Consider the following 19,129-nt stretch of genomic DNA (forward strand, 5'->3'; position numbering starts at 1 on the left):
GACCTCGGCGCGGCTCACCGGGTCAGCGCAGCGGTTCGAGGGTTACCCGGGAGCGCAGCTCCGGACGCTCGGCGAGCAGCCGCTCGACCGCCGCGGCGGCCTCCGGCCCGGTGGCCAGGAAGCGGATCGGCCGCCGCTCCCGCTCGACCACCGCCGCGGCGCGGTCCGGTTCGGCGAGGGGCAGGTTGTAGAACGCCGGCGCGGACGCCCCGTGGGTGCCCTGCAGGGTGGCGAGGAAGAGTGTCTCCAGGTAGCCCTCCCGCCGGTGGTCGCTGACCACCACGGTCACCTCGCCGTCGCGTACCGGGGCCTGGGCCAGCGCACGGGCCGTCACGTCGGCCTGCCGGGGCCGCTCCAGCAGCCCCGACCACCAGGCGGCCGACCAGGTGGTGCTGCGGTTGCCGAACGGCTGGGCGAAGATCCCACCGCCGCGCGCCAGGCCGGCGCTCCCCGCCGTCCCGGCCACCAGCGAGAGCGCGACGAGCACCCGGGCGAGGACGACCGGGAGGGCGCCGGACCGGCGGGCCGCCGCGGCGCGCGCCGGCAGTGGCCGCAGCAGCAGCACCGCCCCCGCGCCGATGAGCAGGACGACCAGCAGCAGGTGCAGGGTCTTGCCGTAGTAGTAGCGCGGGTCGGTGCCGAGCGCCCGGAAGTAGACGTTGAAGCCGACGGCGAAGGCCAGCGCTGCGGCCAGCGCGCCGGCGTACCGGCGCCACACCGGCAGCCGCAGGCCGCCAGCGAACAACCCGGCGCCGATCACCGCGGTCAGCGCCAGGTAGGCGTCGTAGCGCGGAAAGACCCCGCCACCGGTGGTGACGTTGTCGACCTGGTCGGTGAAGAGGAGGCCGGCCACGCTGGGCAGCGGGGTGAGCACGGCGGTGACCACCGCGACCGTGGCGAGCAGCCAGGGTCGCCGGCGCACCGCCCGCCGGTGCCGGACCAGCCAGGCCAGCACCAGCACGCCGACCACCGGCAGGAACATCAGGTACGCGAAGCCCACCCCGACGCAGAGCGCCCCGAGCAGGCAGAGCTGGGTGCCCGTGCGGGCCACCGGCCGGCAGACCAGCGAGATGAGGATCGCGGTGAGCGTCAGGCCGAGGCTCTCGCCCGGGTAGCCGTAGACCACGAACCGGGTGAGCTCGGAGCCGAGGGCGAGCGCGGTGACGGCGCCGGCCAGGACGAACGCGCGGACCGGGTCCAGCAGCCGGCCGGCGATCCGTCCGGCGGCCCAGACCACGGCCAGCACCAGCAGCGCGTACGCGGAGATCGCCCAACCCAGGTAGTGGTCGAGGGTGCTCGTCGGACCGCCCGCGGCGGTCGACGAGCGCAGGAAGGTGTCCAGCAGCGCGGCCGTGACGTGGAAGCCCTGCGGGTAGTAGACCATCGCCTCCGGCGCGATCCGCGCCGCGGCGTCGGGGTCGGCGAACAGGTAGCCGCCCACCGCCCGGATTCCCTCGACGGCCGCCAGGTGCCGGCTGTTGTCCTCGCCGACCATGGCGTACGCCAGCCGGCCGGCCAGGCCGTCGGCGCGCAGGTAGGGCCACGCCAGCGCCAGGCCGGACAGCACCGCGGCGGCCACCGGTGCCAGGTCGGCCGGGACCGGCCGGGGAAGGCGCGGCCGGCGGCCGGTGAGCAGGCCGAGCCCGAGCAGCGCGGTCAGGGCCGTGCCGGCGACCGGCACCGGGTGCAGGCCCCACGGCCAGAACGAGAAGAGCAACGCCACGGCGCAGACCGCGCCGACCAGCAGCGCCACGGCCAGCACCAGCCGGTCGAGCAGGGTGCGCCCGACACGCAGCAACCCGGCCGTCAGGAGCAGCACGAGCGGCGGCAGAAGCCCGGCGAGCCCGAGGGCGTACGCCAGCATCGGGACGACCCAGGCGGCGGCGAGCCCCGCCGCGACCAGGAGCGCCCGCCGGCGGGCCGGGACCGGTGGCTGCTCCACCGGCGGGGCCGTCGATCCGGGCGCCACCGACAGGCTGGTGGAGCTTCTTAGCACTGGTCGTCTCCTCGCGACACCGCCCGCCCGGCCGGGCGGAGCCGCCTCACGCTAGGGCCGCCCCGACGATGCCCGGCGACACCGACATGTGCGCCAGGTGACCAGCGGGCGAAAACAGGGCCCTCGTCGTACACCTGTACCAACACGGCGGGTAGGGTGAGGGTGTGTCCGGGCTCGCCTACCAGCCGTCGATGCTGGATCTCGCCGCTGCGGAGCCGTCGCTCGGCCCGCTGGCCGGGCAACCGCGTCGACGACAGCTCTCCCGGGGCGCCTGGGTGGACCACCTGCCCGGCTGGGTCGCCGGCTCGGACGCGGTCTTCGACATCCTGCTGCGGGACGTGCCCTGGCGGGGCGAACGGCGGACGATGTACGACACCGAGGTGGAGGTGCCCCGCCTGCTCTCCTGGTACGGGCCGGACCGGCCGCTGCCGCACCCGCTGCTGATCGAGGCGCGCACCGCGCTCACCCGTCACTACGCCCCCGAGTTGGGCGAGCCGTTCGTCACCGCCGGCATGTGCCTCTACCGCTCGGGGCGGGACAGCGTCGCCTGGCACGGCGACACCCATGGCCGCTCCGCGCACACCGACACGATGGTCGCCATCGTCTCCTTCGGCGCACCGCGGCCGCTGCTGCTGCGCCCGCGCGGCGGGGGCGCGAGCCTGCGGTTCCCGCTCGGGCACGGCGACCTGGTGGTGATGGGCGGCTCCTGCCAGCGCACCTGGGAGCACGCGATCCCGAAGACCGCCCGGCCCGTCGGCCCCCGGGTCAGCGTCCAGTTCCGGCCCGTCGGCGTCGCCTGAGGCGCGCAGCGGCGGCGCGCGAGGGACAGGCCGAGCGGGTCAACGAGATCGTCCGCTCGACCGCTCCGCCCAACCGTTCGGCCGGGGATCCCCAGGGCCGGGGGCGATTCGGTCCTTTCGGGCAGGTGAACGGCAGTTTGCGGCATTGACACGCTGCTCTTGGCGCCCGCGCCGGTCCACACACGGCGAACGGTCACCGTGTTAGCTTGGCGGCCAATCACTCTCCGCAGTTTCCTGGAGCGCTCCGTGCCCTTTGGACGCCTGATCGCCCGATCGGCCCGCACCACCCGTACCCTCGTCGACCTGCTGCGTCGCCACGTCGGGCTCACCGTCGTGGTCGCCGCGGGCATCGCGCTGCGGATCGTGACGATGCTCGCCTACCAGCCCGCGTTGTGGTTTCAGGGCGACTCCGGCACGTACGTGCGGCTGTCCCGACACTGGCCGGCCATGCCACCCCGATGGCCGTTCGCGTGGCTGCTCAAGGCGTTCGAGTGGAGCGGCACCTTCGCCTCGGTCGTGGCGGTGCAGCACGTCGCGGGCGTCGCCCTCGCCGTCGCGACGTACCTGCTGCTGCGCCGGATCGGCGTCGGCCCGTGGGTGGCCACTCTCGCGGTGACCCCGGTCCTGCTCGACGCCACCCAGGTCACCCTGGAGCAGTACCTGCTCACCGAGACGCTCTTCACCACCGCACTCGCGGTCGCGGCGCTGCTGCTGGTTCGGCGGGAACGGCCCGGGATGGCGGCGAGTCTGGGCGCCGGCGTCTCCGTCGCGCTGGGCATGGCGACCCGCCCCACCGGTGTGGTGGCGATCGGCGCGCTGCTGCTGTTCCTGCTGCTGCCGTGGCGGGGTTGGCGGGCGCCGACCGCGTTCCTGCTCGGCATCGTCGCTCTCTTCGGTGCCGCCTTCGTCGGCATCGGCACCGTGCAGGGCGCGCTCGGCCTCGATGGCGGCCGGTTCCTCTATGGCCGGACCGCGCACTTCGCCGACTGCGATCGGCTGGAGCTGCGCCCTGGTCTGCGCAAGCTCTGCCCGGTGCAGCCGCTGGACCAGCGGCCCGACCGGCCGGACTGGTACATCTGGAACAGCGAGAGCCCGATCCTTGACGCCGAACGGCCCGAGGACCTCGACGAGTTCGCCCACGAGGTGATCAGACAGCAGCCGGGCGACTACCTGGCCGCGGTCGCGTCGGACACCGCGCGCTACTTCTGGCCGAGCCGGCTCAAGCCGATGGAGGAATGCCTGGCCAACTGGTGGCGACCGCAGCCGGCGCCGAGCAACTGGGCGGCCGACTTCAACTGCGTGCCGCGCACCGCCAGCCCCGGCTACGAGCCGGTTGCGGCGCCGTCCCGGGACGTCGAGGCGAACGCGGCGAGCCGGCTCCTGCACGGGTACGGCCGGTACGGCGTGACCCCGGCGCCGGCCATGGCCGCCATGGTCCTGATCGCGCTGGTCGGCGCGGTGTGGCCGCGCCGGGGCCGGCTGCGGCTCAGCATGATCGCCCTCCTGTACGCCGGCATCGGCGTCGGGATCATGGTCTTCTCGGTCGCCACCTCCATGTTCGACCACCGCTACGGCCTGCCGGCGCTGGCGTTCCTCCCGATCGCCGCCGCGGTCGGCTGGCAGCGGCTGCGATCGGCACCAGTCTCGACGGACCGGCACACGCCGGCCGACGGCGAGCCGGAACGGCTCGCACCCACCATCTCGTCCGAAAGCAACGGGGATCATGACGAACGAACGGGAGATCGAGGTCACGGTGCTGCTGCCGTGCCTCAACGAGGCTGAGACGCTGGAAACCTGCGTCCGCAAGGCACTGCGCTCGCTCGAGGAGTGCGGGGTCGTCGGGGAGGTGCTGGTCTCCGACAACGGTTCCGCCGACGGGTCACAGGAGATCGCCGAGCGGGCCGGCGCCCGCGTGGTGTCCGCTCCGATCCGCGGCTACGGCGGCGCCCTGCTCAACGGGATCGAGCAGGCCCGCGGCCGGTACGTCATCATGGCCGACGCGGACGACTCGTACGCGTTGTCGGACCTCGGGCCGTTCATCGAGGCACTGCGCGCCGGGCACGACGTGGTCATGGGCAACCGGTTCCGGGGCGGGATCGCCGCCGGCGCCATGCCGCCGCTGCACCGGTACCTGGGCAACCCGGTACTCAGCTGGCTCGGTCGGGCGCTCTTCGGCCTGGGCGAGGTCCGGGACTTCCACTGCGGCATGCGCGGCTTCGACACCGAGCGGATCCGGGCGCTCGGACTCTGCATGCCGGGCATGGAGTTCGCCTCCGAGCTGGTGGTGCGCGCCGCGCTGGCCGGCTACGACATCGTCGAGGTGCCGACCACCCTCTCGCCGGACGGGCGGTCCCGGCCGCCGCACCTGCGCACCTGGCGGGACGGCTGGCGGCACCTGCGGTTCCTGCTGGTGTTCGCCCCGCGCAAGACCCTGGTCCGGCCGGGCACGGCGCTCGCCCTGCTCGGGCTGGTCGGCGTCGGCGCGCTCACCCCGGGCCCCCTGTCGCTGGGCTCGGTCCAGCTCGACGTCAGCACCCTGGTGTACGCGTGCCTGATGGTGATCGTCGGGGTGCAGCTCGTGCTCTTCGGCGGGCTGGCCGAGATCTACGGCCGGCAGGAGCGGCTGGTCCCCCGGCGCGCGTCGGACCGGTGGATCCGCTTCCTGCGGCTGGAGACCAGCGTCACCATCGGTCTGCTGCTGCTCGCCGCCGGCGCGGCGGGCACCGTCGGCGCCGTCTGGTACTGGGGGCTGGACGGCTTCGGCGACCTCAACCCGCACGACACGCTGCGCGTGGTGCTGCCGTCGGCCACCGCGATCGCGCTCGGCGTGGTGGTGCTCTTCTCCGGGCTGGTCGGCAGTCTCCTCACGCTCCGCCCGGCGTACCCGGCGCCGACGATCGTCCGGCAGCCCGGGCCGGAGCGGGACCGGGTGCCCAGCGGCGCATGATCCGGCCGGGTCGGCGGGGCGGAGAAACACCATCCCCGTCCCGCCGCCCCGGCCAGGGTCGGGTCAGTCGCGCTCGATGACGTGGCCGACGACCGTCGGGCCCAGCATCACGGCGAAGCCCGAGCCGTCGCGGCGCGGGTCGGCGGCGGGCAGCTCGACCGGTTCGCCGGTGCCGGTGGCGCCCACCGGCCGCGGCCCCACCCAGGCGACGACCACGTCCGTCTCGTCCTTGAGGAAACGGTGCGCGCGCACGCCGCCGGTCGCCCGCCCCTTCGCCGGGTACGCCTTGAACGGCGTCACCTTGACCGTCGCCCCGGTGGAGGTGACCACCATCGGCTCGCCGTGCCCCGGGTCGTCGGTGCGCACCGCGCCGAAGAAGACCACCCGGGCTCCGGCGGGCAGGTTGATGCCGGCCATGCCGCCACCCTTGAGGCCCTGCGGGCGGACCAGCCCGGCGGCGAAGCGCAGCAGCGACGCCTCCGAGGTGACGAAGGTCAGCGCCTCGGCGGCGTCGGTCAGCCAGGTCGCCCCGACCACCTCGTCGCCGTCCCGCAGGCCGATCACCTCGAACTCGTCGGAGCGCACCGGCCACTCCGGCGCGCAGATCTTCACCACGCCCTGCCGGGTGCCGAGCGCCAGCCCCGGCGAACCGTCCGCCGCCCCGCCGAGCGGAGCCAGGCCGACCACCGTCTCCCCCGCCTCCAGCGGCACCAGCTCGGCGGCGGACATGCCGCCCCGCAGCGACACCGTGCCGGCCTGCTCGGGCAGCACCGGCAACGGCAGCACGTCGATCTTGAAGGCTCGCCCGGCGCTGGTGACCAGAAGCACCCGACCACGGGCGGTGGAGTGCACGATCGCGCGGACCGTGTCGTGCTTGACCCGACCGTTGCGGCGACGCCCCTCGGCGCTCTCCTCCGACTCGGCCGCGGTCCGGGCGACCAGCCCGGTCGCGGAGAGGATCACCTGACACGGGTCGTCGGCGACCTCCAGCGGCCCTGCCGGCGCGGACGCGGCCAGCACCTCCTTGAGGTCACCGTCGACCAGCGTGGTGCGCCGTTCGGTGGCGAACTGCTTGACCACTGCCGCCAGCTCGTCGGAGACCAGCTTCTTGAGCACCTTGTCGTCGTTCAGAATGGTGGACAGGTCGGCGATCTCGGCACGCAGCCGCTCCTGCTCGGCCTCCAGCTCGATCCGGTCGTACTTGGTCAGGCGGCGCAGCGGAGTGTCCAGGATGTAGGTCGCCTGGATGTCGGAGAGGCCGAACTGGCTCATCAGCCCGTCCTTGGCGGCCTGCGCGTCGTCGCTGCCCCGGATCAGCCGGACCACCCGGTCGATGTCCAGCAGTGCGATCAGCAGGCCGTCGACCAGGTGCAGCCGCTCCTGACGCTTGCGACGACGGTACGAGCTGCGCCGGGTGACCACCTCGTACCGGTGGGCCAGGAACACCTCCAGCAGCGCCTTCAGCCCGAGCGTGCGGGGCTGCCCGTCCACCAGCACCAGGTTGTTGACGCCGAACGACTGCTCCAGCGGGGTGAGCCGGTAGAGGTCGGCGAGCAGGGCCTGCGGGTTGACGCCGACCTTGCACTCAATGACCAGCCGGGTGCCGCTCTCCCGGTCGGTGAGGTCCTTGACGTCGGCGATGCCGGTCAGCCGCTTGGTCTTGGTGACCTCATTGGTGATCGCCGCGATGACCTTCTCCGCGCCGACGCCGTACGGCAGCTCGACCACGGTGATCGCCTGGCGCCCCCGGCTGCCCTCGAGCGGGCCGATCTCCACCTTGCCGCGCATCCGCACCACACCGCGCCCGGTCTCGTACGCCCGGCGCACCTCGTCCAGGCCGAGCAGCACGCCGCCGGTGGGCAGGTCGGGGCCGGGGACGAACTCCATGAGCTTGTCGAGAGTGGCGTCCGGGTGGTTGATCAGCCAGCGGGCGGCGGAGACCACCTCGGCCAGGTTGTGCGGGATCATGTTGGTGGCCATCCCGACCGCGATCCCGGACGCGCCGTTGACCAGCAGGTTGGGGAAGGCGGCCGGCAGCACGGTCGGCTGGGTCAGCGACCCGTCGTAGTTGGGCTCGACGTCGACGGTGTCCTCGCCCAGCTCACCGACGAGCAGCATCGCCTCGCGCGACATCCGCGCTTCCGTGTAACGCGACGCTGCCGGTCCATCGTCTGCGGAACCGAAATTTCCATGCCCGTCGATGAGCGGCACGTTGAGGGAGAAGTCCTGCGCGAGGCGGACCATCGCGTCGTAGATCGCCGTGTCGCCGTGCGGGTGGTACTTACCCATGCAGTTGTGAACAACGTAGCCCTCGGCAACGAAGGCGTGGTCGTCACTGCCAACCTGGACGTCGTACGTGACGTCCGGCGACACCGCCTCGACCGACGAGACCCGCAGGAACGAACTGCCGACCAACGCGTCGAGCCGAGCGGCGAGCGGCGAGCCGATTCGGTGGAGTTTGTGGATCCAGCCGTCTCGTACCGCCCGCTCCAACTGGAACGACCGGTCCGCGAGCGGGACGCCGTTGCGGTCCTTGCCATACCGCACCTTCGGTCCACCGCTAGCCGAGAGTGAAAAACGGAACGCCTGGCCGTCCTGGTCCCGGAACCATCCACCGCCCTGATGCGCTGCCGTGAACTCCGCCATGACCGGGCCGTACGGCAGCCGGTCGTTCCCCTGCTTGCCGCTGTACTGGTAGTCGATCTCGGCGACCCGCTGCAGGCCATCGTGCTTGTAGCCGATGCGCACCCAAGGCAGCAACATCCGAGCGAGGTCCGCGGCATCGCGCCCCGCTACGGAGAGCCCGTGAAGGGAGCGACCGCCCGAACGAAGACCGCTGGTCCAGTGGTGCCCATGCAGCCCCAGGTCGGCGAGCATGGCGTAGATCTGCCGTACCAGCACCTCGCTGGTGCTGACGAAGACCATCTCCCTGAAGCGCTTACGGATGTAGCCGTCTCCGTCGAAGAAGCCGGCGAGGAACGGCGCCCACGCGGACCGGTCTCCGATGATGTCGCGCGGTACGTGCTTGTCCCGACTGAGCGGCTGTGCCGCCTCCAGCAGCCCTTCGTGTCGGCTGAAGGTCAGGATGTGCTGGTCCCGATGACGGGGATTGCGGGCCTCACGCTTACCTCGGGAGACGTTCAGCCCAGTGGTGATGGCCCAGCCGTGGGCGACATCCAGCGGCTCGACGTCACACATGTGGATCCGGACTCGACCGTCCGCCTCACGAGACCGTTGCACAGGGAAGCCCTCGGCCACCACCAGCCCGCGCACGTAGTCGTAGACGTCGCCGGGGGACGTCGACACCGCACTGCGGCGACTCCCGTACGCCAGCGCCAGTTGCCCCGAGAGATCCCGAGCCTCGACCCACTGCACCGAAAGGTCATCGGCGACCACCCGGAAGCGCTGGCCCGGGGTGACGAGCATCGTGTGCCCGTTGCTCCAGGTGACGCGCACGAGGTCAGAGGTCGGGTTCCGATAGACGGCAGTCACCGGTACGGAGGCGCCGTCACCGTCCAGCACGAGGTTCCCCACCTCGATCTCCTCAATGGCCCGCAGGCCATCGGGCGTCGAGACGAGTGTGCCGGCGACGAAGCAGTCACCTACGATGCGCGCGGACTTCACATGCCCACGATCCGGGCGATAGCCCTGCTCGTACATCGACCAGAGGATGCGCCGGTGCACGGGCTTGAGGCCGTCGCGGGCGTCGGGCAGGGCGCGGGAGTGGATGACCGAGAACGCGTACTCCAGGTAGGAGTCGGAGACCTCGGTGACCAGCGGGTTGTCGAAGACCCGCGCGCCGGCCTGGTCGAACGAGGAGAGGTCGACCTTGTTTTCCTTGCGGCGTGCCATGACTCAGCTTTCCCCTCGGACGGTACGCGTGCTCATGCGTCGATCGCCTCGCGGTCGACGCGGTCGGCGGAGTCGATCAGCCAGTTGCGGCGCGGCTCGACCTTCTCCCCCATCAGCAGTTCGAGGATCCGCTCGGCGGCGTCCACGTCGTCGAGGGTGATCCGGCGGACGGCGCGGGTGGCCGGGTTCATCGTGGTGTCCCACAACTCGTCGGCATCCATCTCACCGAGACCCTTGAAGCGCGGGATCGGGGTGACGATCTGCTTGCCGGACTTCTCCAGCTTGCGGACCGTCGCCTCCATCTCGGCCTGGGTGTAGGTGTAGGTGGTCTGCGGGTTGCGCCCCTTGGTGGTGATCTTGTGCAGGGGTGGCATCGCGGCGTAGAGCCGGCCGGCCTCGATCAGCGGGCGCATGTACCGGGCGAAGAGGGTGATCAGCAGCGTGCGGATGTGGGCGCCGTCCACGTCCGCGTCGGCCATGATCAGCACCCGGCCGTAACGCAGTGCGGAGAGGTCGAAGGTGCGCCCCGAGCCGGCACCGAGCACCTGGACGATCGCCGCGCACTCGGCATTGTCCAGCACCTGCTGGAGGTTGGCCTTCTGCACATTGAGGATCTTGCCCCGGATCGGCAGCAGCGCCTGGTACTCCGAGGAGCGGGCCATGCGGCTCGTCCCGAGGGCGCTGTCGCCCTCGACGATGAACAGCTCGCTGCGGTCGATGCCGGTGGCGCGGCAGTCGACCAGCTTCGGCGGCATCGACGCGCCCTCCAGGGCGGTCTTGCGCCGGGCGGCGTCCTTCTGCTGCTTCTGGGTGAGCCGGACCCGCGCCGCGTCGACGACCTTCTGCAGCACGGTGCGCGCCTCGGCCTTGGTGCGCTTGTCCTCCAGCCACGCCTTGAGGTGTGCCTCGACCAGGGTGTGGATCACCTTGGTGATGCCGGTGGTGGAGAGCTCGTCCTTGGTCTGCGAGGTGAACTGCGGCTCGGGGATGCGCACGTGCACGACCGCGGTCATCCCCTCCAGGACGTCGTCCAGGGTGGGCGGCTCCTCCTTGGCCTTGAGCAGGCCGCGGGTGTTGCGGATCGCGTCGGCGAGGGTGCGGACGAGGGCCCGCTCGAAGCCCTTGCGGTGCGTGCCGCCGTGCGCGTTGCGGATGGTGTTGGTGAAGCACTCGACGGTGCGCTCGTAGCCGGTGCCCCAGCGGAACGCCACCTCGACCTCGGCGCGGCGCTGCACGTTGGACTGCATGACGCCGTTGGCGTCGGCGGCGTTCTCCCGGTACGTCCCCTCGCCGGTGACGAGCAGGGTGCCGGACACCGGCCGGTCGCCGGCCGGGGCGAGGAACTCCACCATGTCGCTGAGCCCGTTGGGGTAGTGGAACTTCTCCTCGGCGGGCGCCTCGCCGGTCAGGTCGCGCAGAAGGTAGAGAACGCCGGGGACCAGGAAGGCGGTGTTGCGCAGCTTCATCCGGACCGTGTCGACGTCGAGTGCCGCGCCGGTCTCGAAGTAGCGGGCGTCGTGCCACCAGCGGATCGAGGTGCCGGTGGACTGCCTGCGCTTCATCGCGCCGACCACCTGGAGCCCGGGGCCGGCGGTGAACGGCGCGTCCGGCCCGTCGCCGTCGAAGATCCCCGGAACGCCGTGCCGGAAGGACATCGAGTGGATCTTGCCGGCCCGGCGGACCGTCACGTCGAACCGGCGGGACAGCGCATTGACCGCGGACGCGCCGACGCCGTGCAGGCCACCGGAGGTCTTGTAGCCGGAGCCGCCGAACTTGCCGCCCGCGTGCAGCCGGGTGAGCACCAGCTCGACGCCGGAGATGCCGGACTTGGCGTGCACGTCGGTGGGGATGCCGCGGCCGTCGTCGTCGACCTGCACCGAGCCGTCGGGGTGCAGCGTCACCTCGACGTGGGTGGCGTGGCCGGCGACACCCTCGTCGGTGGAGTTGTCGAGGATCTCGTTGACGAGGTGACCCACGCCACGGCTGTCGGTGGAACCGATGTACATGCCGGGCCGCTTGCGGACAGCGTCCAGCCCCTCAAGGTGGGTGAGGTCATCGGCCCCGTACAGGGTGTCAGGCTCTGCGGTCAACTGGTCGTACTCCCCGGTCTCGGCGGTGTGCTGCCGGTCACCGGCGACATCAGCCGGCGTGGCGCGCCGCAGCGAGCCTAGCCCGAGGCTGAGACAACCCCCGGAGGACCTACGCGACCCGCCGTGCCTCGGCACCCGGACGTGAGCGAACGAACAGCCCGCCGCCAGCCTCAGTCCGGGCGGCCGGCGGTGATCACGGGGCCACCGACGGGCTGTTCAGCCACTACGCTGACCGACGATCGCGGCCGGCACGCACCGGCGCGGGGCGGGAGCGTCATGAACGAGGACGAGGCGACCGGGCGGTTGGCCGCCGAGTCGCTGGCCACCGGCGACCCGACGGGCTGGTTCGAACGGCTCTACACCGAGGCGGGGCGCGGCGAGGCGGTCGTCCCGTGGGACCGGGACGCCCCGCACGGCCTGCTCGCCGAGTGGACCGCCGAGCGGCGCCCGATGGGGGCCGGCCGGCGGGCGGTCGTGGTCGGCTGCGGGTACGGGCGGGACGCCGAGCACGTCGCCGGGCTGGGCTTCGCCACGGTGGCCTTCGACATCTCGCCCACCGCGGTGGCCGCCGCCCACGACCGGCACCCCGTCTCGGCGGTCAACTACCGCGCCGCCGACCTGCTGGCCCCGCCAGCGGCCTGGCGACGGTCGTTCGACCTGGTGGTGGAGAGCATGACCGTGCAGGCGTTGCCCACCGAGATCCGGGCCGCCGCGATCGACGCGGTGGGTGAGCTGGTCGCGCCGGGCGGCACGCTGCTGGTGATCGCCGCCGGCCGCGCCGACGACGAGCCCACGCCGGCCGCGCCGCCGTGGCCGTTGACCCGCGCCGAGATCGACGCGTTCGGCGGCGCCGGGCTCGCGCCGCTGCGGGTGGAAGAGATCCAGGACCAGAGCGGGGTACGCCGCTGGCGCGCCGAGTTCCACCGCGGGCCGGTCCGGTGAACGCGCCAACAGACCCGGGGTAGGACCAACCGTCAGGAGGCCAGCGTGGTGGATGAGACGACGGCTCGCGGCATTTCCCGGAGCGCCATCGGCACGCGGGCCCGACGGTGGCTCCTCGCGGGCACCCTGCTGGCGGGGCTGCTCGCCGCCATCGCCCTGACCGCCGCGATGGACCCCGCCGACCGCACGTTCGCCGGTCTCTCGGACACGGTCCAGAGCCTGATGTCGGTCGCGACGCCGCTCTTCGGCATCCTGCTGGTGCGCGACCTGCGACGGGCGCCCGACGCCGTCCGGGTCATCCCCACGGTGCTCGCGGTGGGGCTGCCGGCCGTCGTCATCGGCGTCGTCGGGGTGCTGATCTGCGCCGCGACGCTCGCCCTCACCCCGGCGGGCATCGCCGACGACCCGTGGCGGCACGCCGGGACCATCGCGGTCGGCAGCGTGCTGGTGCAGATCGTCGCCGGGCTGGTGGGCACCGGGCTGGGCCTGCTGGTGCGGCCGCCCGTCGTCGCGTTCCTCGGCACCATCGTGTTGCCGCTGGGCGTGTACGCGCTACTGGGCGCCGTGGACGCCCTCCGGCCCGCCCAGGCCTGGCTCACCCCGTACGGCAGCGTGCGCAACCTGCTCTCCGGGGACATGACCGTCCTGCGGTGGGCTCAGTGGCTCTGCGTACTCCTGATCTGGGGTGTCGGTCTGAACGCCGCCGGTGCGGCGCTGCTGGGGCGGCGCCGGCAGGCCGAGAGGTAGGTCGGCCCGGCGCCACCGGCCCTCCGGGGTGCGGACCGGGCGGGGTGCCGTCGGTGGGCGCCGCGGCCAGCCGCTGTTGACGCGGCCGCCGGCGGGCGGAGGCCGGACGGCACAGCCGCGTCGGCGTGTCATTCATCGAACGAATCTGTTGCGAGGCATTGACGCCCGTTGCACGCGGGTGATCTGATCGCGCTCTCAGAGAATCTTTCATCTTTCGATGGATGGGAGCCCCATGGCCAGGTTCCGGCGTACCGCGCTCGCCGCGGCACTCACGATCGTCACGGCGGGGCTGTCGACCGCTGTCGCGCTGCCCACCCCCGCGTCCGCCGCGCTGCCCACCGCCGCGGTGGCGCTCGGCGACAGCTTCATCAGCGGCGAAGGCGCCGGGGCGTACACCCCGGTCGTCGACGTCAACGGTGTCGCCCAGGGCTTCCCCGGCTGGACGGCGCCGAACAGCAACGCGTTCTTCTGCCACCGTTCGGCGAACGCCTCGTTGAACCAGGCCAACCTGCCCGGCATCCAGAACCGGTTCAACCTGGCCTGCTCGGGCGGCCAGCCACACGACATCGCCACCGCGTCCGGCGCGCGGGCCAACGGCCGCACGGTGGCCGCGCAGCTCGACCAGCTGCGCGCCGTCGCGCAGACCCAGGACATCGACCTGGTGCTGGTCGGCCTTGGTTCCAACAACAGCTCGTTCACCTTCGGCAGCGTGGCGGAGAAGTGCGCCAACCGGTTCATCGCCGACGCCTGGACGGGCTGGTGGGAGTTCTGGGCGTACCTGGGCGGCCCGGTGGAGCAGAAGCCGTGCAGCGACGCCGACCTGGCCACCGCCGCGCAGCTCAACGCCGCGACCGCGGAGACCACCGCCGCGGTACGACAGCTGCTGACCACCCTCGACCAGGTGGACGCGGACGGGCAGCACCGCATCGTGTTCCAGGACTACACCAACCCGTTGCCGATGGACCTCAACGCGACGTTCCACACCGAGGACGGCCGGGACGACACCCGGGACAAGTTCCGTGACCTGGGCGCCGAGCGGTACGCGGCCGGTTGCCCGATCCACCGGGCCAGCCTGATGCCCGGACACCGCTTCTCGCAGGGTCTCGGCACCCTGGTGAAGTCCACCCGGGACACTCTGGCCGCCGAGTTGCCCGCCGCCGACCTGGTCTACCTCAACGTGCAGCGGGCCTTCGACGGCGCGCGGCTGTGCGAGTCGTCGACCAGCCCGACCGGCGCGCTGGCCACCCCGATCCGGCTCCAGGACAGCCCGAACGGCACCTTCGTCACCAGCCTCTCCGGCAAGGACAAGATCGCCATCCAGCGCATCGCCAACACCTGCGTCAGCTACTTCCAGACCTGTCAGGAGTCGTGGCACCCGAACGCCACCGGGCACCAGGTGCTCGGCCAGTGCCTCAGCGGCGCCGCCACCACCAGCGCCCGGGCCGTGGCCTGCGTCCGGGCCGGCAACGGCACGATCTCCGTCTCCTGACCGGAAGCGTCATCGGAGGCCCCGCCATGCGGCGGGGCCTCCGTCGCGTCCGGACAGACCGGCACGGGCAGCGTCGGCTACCCGCCGGTAACGTCGGCCCGTAAGCTGGGCCGGTGAACGGGGACACGGAGTACGCGCAGGAGTTCGTCGACGTCGACGGCGCTCGGCTCGGCGTGCAGGTGTATCCGGAGCCGGCCGGACCGGCGGGCGCGCCGATGGTGGTGATCTGGCCGGCGATGGGGGTCCGGGCCCGCTACTACCGGCCGTTCGCGGCCGCGCTGCGCGCCGCCGGGCTGGCGGTCGTCGTCGCCGACCTCCGCGGCACCGGGACGAGCACGCCCGCGCCGAGCCGCGCCGACCGGCACGGCTACAGCGAGCTGGCCGGCGACGTCGGCACCGTGCTGGCCGCGCTCAAGCCACGGCTGGACGGGCGTACCCGGCTGCTGCTGGGGCACTCGCTCGGCGGGCAGGCCGCGCTGCTGCACCTCGCCCTGCACGGCGGTGACGCGGTCGACGGGCTGGCGCTGGTCGCGGTCGGCGTCCCCTACTGGCGAAGCTATCCGGGCCGGCGCGGCCTCGGCGTGCTGCCGTACACCCAGGGGATCGCCGCGACCGCGGCACTGCTCGGAGTCTGGCCGGGCTGGGGTTTCGGCGGCCGGCAGGCGCGCGGGGTGATCAGAGACTGGGCGCACACCGCGCGGACCGGCCGTTTCCCCCAGCTGGACGGCACGGACACCGAGGCGGCGGTGCGCGCGGTACGAACCCCGGTGCTGGCGGTCAGTGTGGACGACGACCAGTACACGCCGCACGAGTCGATGGACCACCTCTGCGCGAAGCTCGCCGTGGCGCCGCTGACCCGGGAGCGGTACACGGTGGCGCAGGCCGGCGCGGCGCTGGACCACTTCACCTGGGTCCGCGCGGGCGCCCCGCTCGCACAGCGGGTCGCCCGCTTCGCCGGCGACCTGCCGCGCCGCTGATAGATGCCGGCCGGTTGCCGCGTGGCCCGGCCGGCCCGCTCACTCGTCCTGATCCAGCGGCACCAGGTCGCCGTCGCGCTCCACCCGGACCTCACCGTGGTCCTTGCGCGGCGGGACCTGCGCGGTGTTCTTCTTCGGGTCGTTGTCCGGGTGCATGAGCACCGCGTCGGTGGTGGCGGTCTTCTCCCGGCTCTCCTCCGGCTGCGACATCCCGTTCCCCTCTCGGTCAGCGTCCGTCGAGATCTACCCACCACGGACCGGACGACTCCTGCCGGCGACGTTGCGACAACCCAGGGCCGGGATGTCTCCGAAGTACCGGATGCGGCGCGGATCGGCCAGCCAGGGACGGGGTTAGCCGCCCGGGCGGCGGGTAAGCCGCAGCGCCCGACACGGCGGAAGGGGATCAGATGTCCGAACGGCATACCGCACTGCGCTCGATGCACGATCTGGGTCTGGCGGCCTGGTTCGGCGGCTCCCTCATGGGAGCGCTCGGCGTCAACGGCGCGGCGGCGAAGATCAGCGACTCCACCCAGCGGCTCCCGGCCGCCTCGGCCGGATGGTCCAAGTGGACCCCGGTCAACGCGGCCGCGATCGGCGCCCACCTGGCCGGGGCGGTCGGTGAGCTGGTGACGGAGAGCCCACGGGTGGCCGCTCAGTCAGGTGTCGCCCGGGCCAGCACAATCAAGACGGCGCTGACGATCGGCGCGCTCGCGGTGACCGGCTACAGCCGGTTGATCGGCATGCGGTTGGAGAAGGCGGGCGCCCCACCGGTGAACGGCGCCACCGAGCCGAACCACCAGACTCCGGCCAGCGTGGCCGCTTCCCAGCGGCAGATGAAGCTGCTCCAGTGGGCCATCCCGGCACTGACCGGGACCCTGGTGGTGGTCACCGCGTACATGGGTGAGCAGCAGAAACCCGGCGAGGTGTTCCGGGGGATGCTCGGCCGGGCCGGCATGCTCAAGAGCGCCCCGAAGGGGATGGCCAAGATGGCGGGCATGGGCGCCGGCAAGCGGCAGATGGCGATGGCCGGGCGCTGAGCGCCGGGCTGGCCGGCGTCCCGCCGGGCACCTCGACGGCGGGGCGCCGACCGGCTCTGCGCCGCCGTTGCGACGGGGCAGGGCGTGCGACCGGGCGAGCCAGACCGGCCCGGGGAGGGCAATCGTCCGTCGGTAGCGGCGGACCTGACGAGCGGGGTGGCCATGACGGCGCACGACGGACCCAGAGGCAGCGGCGACCCGCTGCAGCCGGAGGCGGTCGAACCGTGGAAGACCAGAGACGGCTTCGATTCCGAGCCGCCCTGGGGCGTGGACGAGGACTCTCCGATGGACGAGGGCAGCGAGGAGACGGCGGTGCCCGAGGGGCGGCGCGGCGAGCGCCGCGCCGGCGCTCAAGCGGGCCGGTCCGGCCCGGCCGGTCGGCACGGCTTCGGCTCGGTGGAGCCCACCCGTACCACTTCGGCCGGACCGGGCGCGCCCCCGGACCCGGCGCCCAGCCGTCGGTCCTTCCCGGACGATGCGGACATCGACGAGCGGGCCGAGGACGCGCTGCGGACCCGAGGGCGGCGCTCCTAGCGGCGCCGACGCCGCACACCGAGCGTCTGCCCGATCGGCATCTGGGTGCCGGACGTGCGAGCGTCAGCCGGTCGACGTGGCACGGGCCGGTACGGTCTGCCGCTCGGGCTCGACTCCGAGAATGTTCTCGGTGAGCAACTGCGCCAGCCGGGTGGCGTCGCGCTGGGCCTGACCGGCGCAGCAGTTGTTGAACAGCACGTGCAGCTCGTCGGCCGAGGCGGCCAGCTCGGCCAGCAGCCCGGCCCAGTGCCGCAGCTCCTCATCGGCGTACGCGTAGCGGAACTTGTCCTGCTTGTCGCCGTCGCGCCAGGCGTCGCTGTGGCCGTGGAACCGGACGATCGCCGGCTCCGCCGTGGTGGTCAGGATCGGCGGCACCGACGACGGGTGGCCCTGCGGCATGTCGACGCAGACCAGCGAGAGGTCGTGCGCGCGCAGGAGGTCCATCGTGACGGGTGTGGCCTCTTCGTCGAACCAGGACCCGTGCCGCAGCTCCACGGCGACCCGCCACGGACGGCATCGCTGCGCCAGCTCGGCGATCCGGCGTTCGGCGGCGGCGCTGCGTACCAGCCATGGCGGAAACTGCAGCAGCACCACGCCCAGCTTGCCGTCCACCGCGATCGGGTCCAGTGCCGCCCGGAACCGGGACCACAGCTCGTCGTACGCGCGCTCCGGTAGGTCGCGGCGACGGATCCGGCTCGGGCCGGCGGCCGGGCGCAGGTCGCGGGGCAGCGCGGCGACGGGCGTCGGGTGACCGGTGAAGAGGCTGAACGCCTTGACGTCGAAGGTGAAGTCGGCCGGTGTGGCGTCGACCCAGCCCTGCGTGATCTCCGGCGCGGGGATCGCGTAGTAGGAGGTGTCCACCTCGACCAGCGGAAACCGGCCGGCGTAGTAGGCCAGTCGGCCGGCTGGGGTGTTGGCCGAGCGCGGGTACCACCCGGAGCGCAGCAGCGACTGGTCGGCCCAGGATGACGTGCCCACCTTAATCACACCCATGTTGTTCAGTGGACCGCCCCGCGCCCGGATCGGCAACCGGTGGCGGTCCGCGCGGTCGTCGTGTCGGTCCGGAATTGTCGGTGCCCCCTCCTACGCTGGCGTCGAGCGACATCGACGGAGAGGCGGCACCATGACCAGCACCGAGCAGCTCACCGGGGAGCGGGCCGACCTGCTGCAGACGCTGCGCCGACACCGGGGTTTCCTCCTGCACACCGTCGGCGGGCTGACCGACGAGCAGGCGGCCAGCCGCAGCACCGCCAGCGAGCTCTGCCTCGGCGGTCTCATCAAGCACGTGGCCGGCTGCGAGGAGCGGTGGATGCGCTTCGCCGTCGGCGGCGCGGAGGCGATGCAGCGCGAGGCGGTCGACTGGGCCGGCCAGTTCCGGATGTCGCGGGGCGAGACCCTGGCCGGGTTGGTCGAGCGGTTCCGGCAGGTCGCCGACCAGACCGACGAGCTGATCGCCACCCTCGACCTGGACGCGGCGCACCCGCTGCCACAGGCGCCCTGGTTCGAACCGGGGGCGAGCTGGACGGTCCGCCGGGTGCTGCTGCACCTGATCGCCGAGACGTCTCAGCACGCCGGGCACGCCGACATCCTGCGCGAGGAGATCGACGGCGCCAAGACCATGGGCTGAGCGGGCCCGGCTCGGCGGTCCCCACCGTCCACCTCGCGCGTCACGCCGGTCCCCTGCGGCCGGATGTGACAGCGCGCAGGTGAGCGGCGCT

General features: G+C 72.7%; 15 protein-coding genes and 2 pseudogenes. 10 read left to right on the plus strand and 7 right to left on the minus strand.

What is annotated here, in order from left to right:
- Positions 1-22 precede the first annotated feature (22 nt).
- Complete coding sequence (locus KBX63_RS05370) at positions 23-1,996, minus strand: hypothetical protein (RefSeq protein WP_210908823.1); 1,974 nt, start codon at positions 1,994-1,996, stop codon at positions 23-25.
- A 191-nt stretch (positions 1,997-2,187) separates the two neighbouring features.
- Here KBX63_RS05370 and KBX63_RS05375 point away from each other — a divergent pair, with 191 nt between their 5' ends.
- From KBX63_RS05375 to KBX63_RS05385, 3 genes are all read left to right on the plus strand, one after another.
- On the plus strand, positions 2,188-2,796 hold the full coding sequence (locus KBX63_RS05375; RefSeq protein ID WP_210909224.1) for an alpha-ketoglutarate-dependent dioxygenase AlkB: 609 nt from the start codon (positions 2,188-2,190) through the stop codon (positions 2,794-2,796).
- Positions 2,797-3,042: 246 nt separating this feature from the next.
- Positions 3,043-4,578, plus strand: a complete 1,536-nt coding sequence (locus KBX63_RS05380; RefSeq protein ID WP_210908825.1) for a glycosyltransferase family 39 protein — start codon at positions 3,043-3,045, stop codon at positions 4,576-4,578.
- Positions 4,520-5,743, plus strand: coding sequence for a glycosyltransferase family 2 protein (locus KBX63_RS05385; protein ID WP_210908827.1), 1,224 nt, complete (start codon positions 4,520-4,522; stop codon positions 5,741-5,743). Before KBX63_RS05380 ends, KBX63_RS05385 begins: the two co-directional genes overlap by 59 nt.
- 63 nt (positions 5,744-5,806) lie before the next feature.
- Here the strand turns inward: KBX63_RS05385 and KBX63_RS05390 are convergent, their stop codons facing one another.
- From KBX63_RS05390 to KBX63_RS05395, 4 genes and pseudogenes are all read right to left on the minus strand, one after another.
- A complete protein-coding gene (locus KBX63_RS05390) occupies positions 5,807-8,506 on the minus strand; it encodes a DNA topoisomerase (ATP-hydrolyzing) (protein WP_307871638.1) in 2,700 nt (899 codons plus the stop codon).
- A gap of 33 nt (positions 8,507-8,539) precedes the next feature.
- Positions 8,540-9,169 (minus strand): annotated as a pseudogene (locus tag KBX63_RS36360) (LAGLIDADG family homing endonuclease); the annotation flags it as partial.
- A gap of 168 nt (positions 9,170-9,337) precedes the next feature.
- Positions 9,338-9,595, minus strand: a pseudogene (locus tag KBX63_RS36365) (DNA gyrase subunit A); the annotation flags it as partial.
- A 32-nt stretch (positions 9,596-9,627) separates the two neighbouring features.
- The gene (locus KBX63_RS05395; RefSeq protein WP_210908831.1) at positions 9,628-11,685 is read right to left on the minus strand and encodes a type IIA DNA topoisomerase subunit B; all 2,058 of its coding nucleotides are present in this window, start codon (positions 11,683-11,685) and stop codon (positions 9,628-9,630) included.
- Between the two features lie 276 nt (positions 11,686-11,961).
- Between KBX63_RS05395 and KBX63_RS05400 the strand changes: the two genes are divergently transcribed.
- The 4 genes from KBX63_RS05400 to KBX63_RS05415 all read left to right on the plus strand — a co-directional run bounded on the left by KBX63_RS05400 (position 11,962) and on the right by KBX63_RS05415 (position 15,840).
- On the plus strand, positions 11,962-12,627 hold the full coding sequence (locus KBX63_RS05400; RefSeq protein ID WP_210908833.1) for a bifunctional 2-polyprenyl-6-hydroxyphenol methylase/3-demethylubiquinol 3-O-methyltransferase UbiG: 666 nt from the start codon (positions 11,962-11,964) through the stop codon (positions 12,625-12,627).
- Between the two features lie 45 nt (positions 12,628-12,672).
- Entirely contained in the window at positions 12,673-13,374 is a 702-nt protein-coding gene (locus KBX63_RS05405) for a hypothetical protein (RefSeq protein WP_210908838.1), read from the plus strand.
- A gap of 232 nt (positions 13,375-13,606) precedes the next feature.
- The gene (locus KBX63_RS05410; protein WP_210908841.1) at positions 13,607-14,863 is read left to right on the plus strand and encodes a hypothetical protein; all 1,257 of its coding nucleotides are present in this window, start codon (positions 13,607-13,609) and stop codon (positions 14,861-14,863) included.
- A gap of 113 nt (positions 14,864-14,976) precedes the next feature.
- Positions 14,977-15,840, plus strand: coding sequence for an alpha/beta fold hydrolase (locus tag KBX63_RS05415; protein WP_210908843.1), 864 nt, complete (start codon positions 14,977-14,979; stop codon positions 15,838-15,840).
- 39 nt (positions 15,841-15,879) lie between these two features.
- Here KBX63_RS05415 and KBX63_RS05420 read toward each other — a convergent pair whose 3' ends face one another.
- A complete protein-coding gene (locus KBX63_RS05420) occupies positions 15,880-16,050 on the minus strand; it encodes a hypothetical protein (protein ID WP_210908845.1) in 171 nt (56 codons plus the stop codon).
- A gap of 197 nt (positions 16,051-16,247) precedes the next feature.
- On the opposite strand from KBX63_RS05420, the gene KBX63_RS05425 reads away from it, so the two are divergent.
- Positions 16,248-16,877, plus strand: coding sequence for a hypothetical protein (locus KBX63_RS05425; protein WP_210908847.1), 630 nt, complete (start codon positions 16,248-16,250; stop codon positions 16,875-16,877).
- Between the two features lie 162 nt (positions 16,878-17,039).
- Positions 17,040-17,411 carry a hypothetical protein gene (locus KBX63_RS05430; RefSeq protein WP_210908849.1) on the plus strand — a complete coding sequence of 124 codons (372 nt, stop codon included), beginning with the start codon at positions 17,040-17,042 and terminating at the stop codon, positions 17,409-17,411.
- 63 nt (positions 17,412-17,474) lie between these two features.
- On the opposite strand, the gene KBX63_RS05435 is transcribed toward KBX63_RS05430, so the two are convergent.
- Positions 17,475-18,404, minus strand: a complete 930-nt coding sequence (locus tag KBX63_RS05435) for a DUF72 domain-containing protein (protein ID WP_210908851.1) — start codon at positions 18,402-18,404, stop codon at positions 17,475-17,477.
- Positions 18,405-18,534: 130 nt separating this feature from the next.
- Between KBX63_RS05435 and KBX63_RS05440 the strand changes: the two genes are divergently transcribed.
- A complete protein-coding gene (locus tag KBX63_RS05440) occupies positions 18,535-19,038 on the plus strand; it encodes a DinB family protein (protein WP_210908853.1) in 504 nt (167 codons plus the stop codon).
- Positions 19,039-19,129: the final 91 nt, after the last annotated feature.

The organism is Micromonospora sp. U21, from assembly GCF_018070045.1.
Taxonomy (GTDB): domain Bacteria; phylum Actinomycetota; class Actinomycetes; order Mycobacteriales; family Micromonosporaceae; genus Micromonospora.

Excerpts from the sequence above, each read along its gene's own strand:
- KBX63_RS05400 (WP_210908833.1), top strand. The coding sequence starts at position 11,962 with ATGAACGAGGACGAGGCGACCGGGCGGTTGGCCGCCGAGTCGCTGGCC.
- KBX63_RS05410 (WP_210908841.1), top strand. The coding sequence starts at position 13,607 with ATGGCCAGGTTCCGGCGTACCGCGCTCGCCGCGGCACTCACGATCGTC.
- KBX63_RS05440 (WP_210908853.1), top strand. The coding sequence starts at position 18,535 with ATGACCAGCACCGAGCAGCTCACCGGGGAGCGGGCCGACCTGCTGCAG.
- KBX63_RS05385 (WP_210908827.1), top strand. The coding sequence starts at position 4,520 with ATGACGAACGAACGGGAGATCGAGGTCACGGTGCTGCTGCCGTGCCTC.
- KBX63_RS05430 (WP_210908849.1), top strand. The coding sequence starts at position 17,040 with ATGACGGCGCACGACGGACCCAGAGGCAGCGGCGACCCGCTGCAGCCG.
- KBX63_RS05375 (WP_210909224.1), top strand. The coding sequence starts at position 2,188 with ATGCTGGATCTCGCCGCTGCGGAGCCGTCGCTCGGCCCGCTGGCCGGG.
- KBX63_RS05435 (WP_210908851.1), bottom strand. The coding sequence starts at position 18,404 with ATGGGTGTGATTAAGGTGGGCACGTCATCCTGGGCCGACCAGTCGCTG.
- KBX63_RS05390 (WP_307871638.1), bottom strand. The coding sequence starts at position 8,506 with ATGTTGCTGCCTTGGGTGCGCATCGGCTACAAGCACGATGGCCTGCAG.
- KBX63_RS05420 (WP_210908845.1), bottom strand. The coding sequence starts at position 16,050 with ATGTCGCAGCCGGAGGAGAGCCGGGAGAAGACCGCCACCACCGACGCG.
- KBX63_RS05425 (WP_210908847.1), top strand. The coding sequence starts at position 16,248 with ATGTCCGAACGGCATACCGCACTGCGCTCGATGCACGATCTGGGTCTG.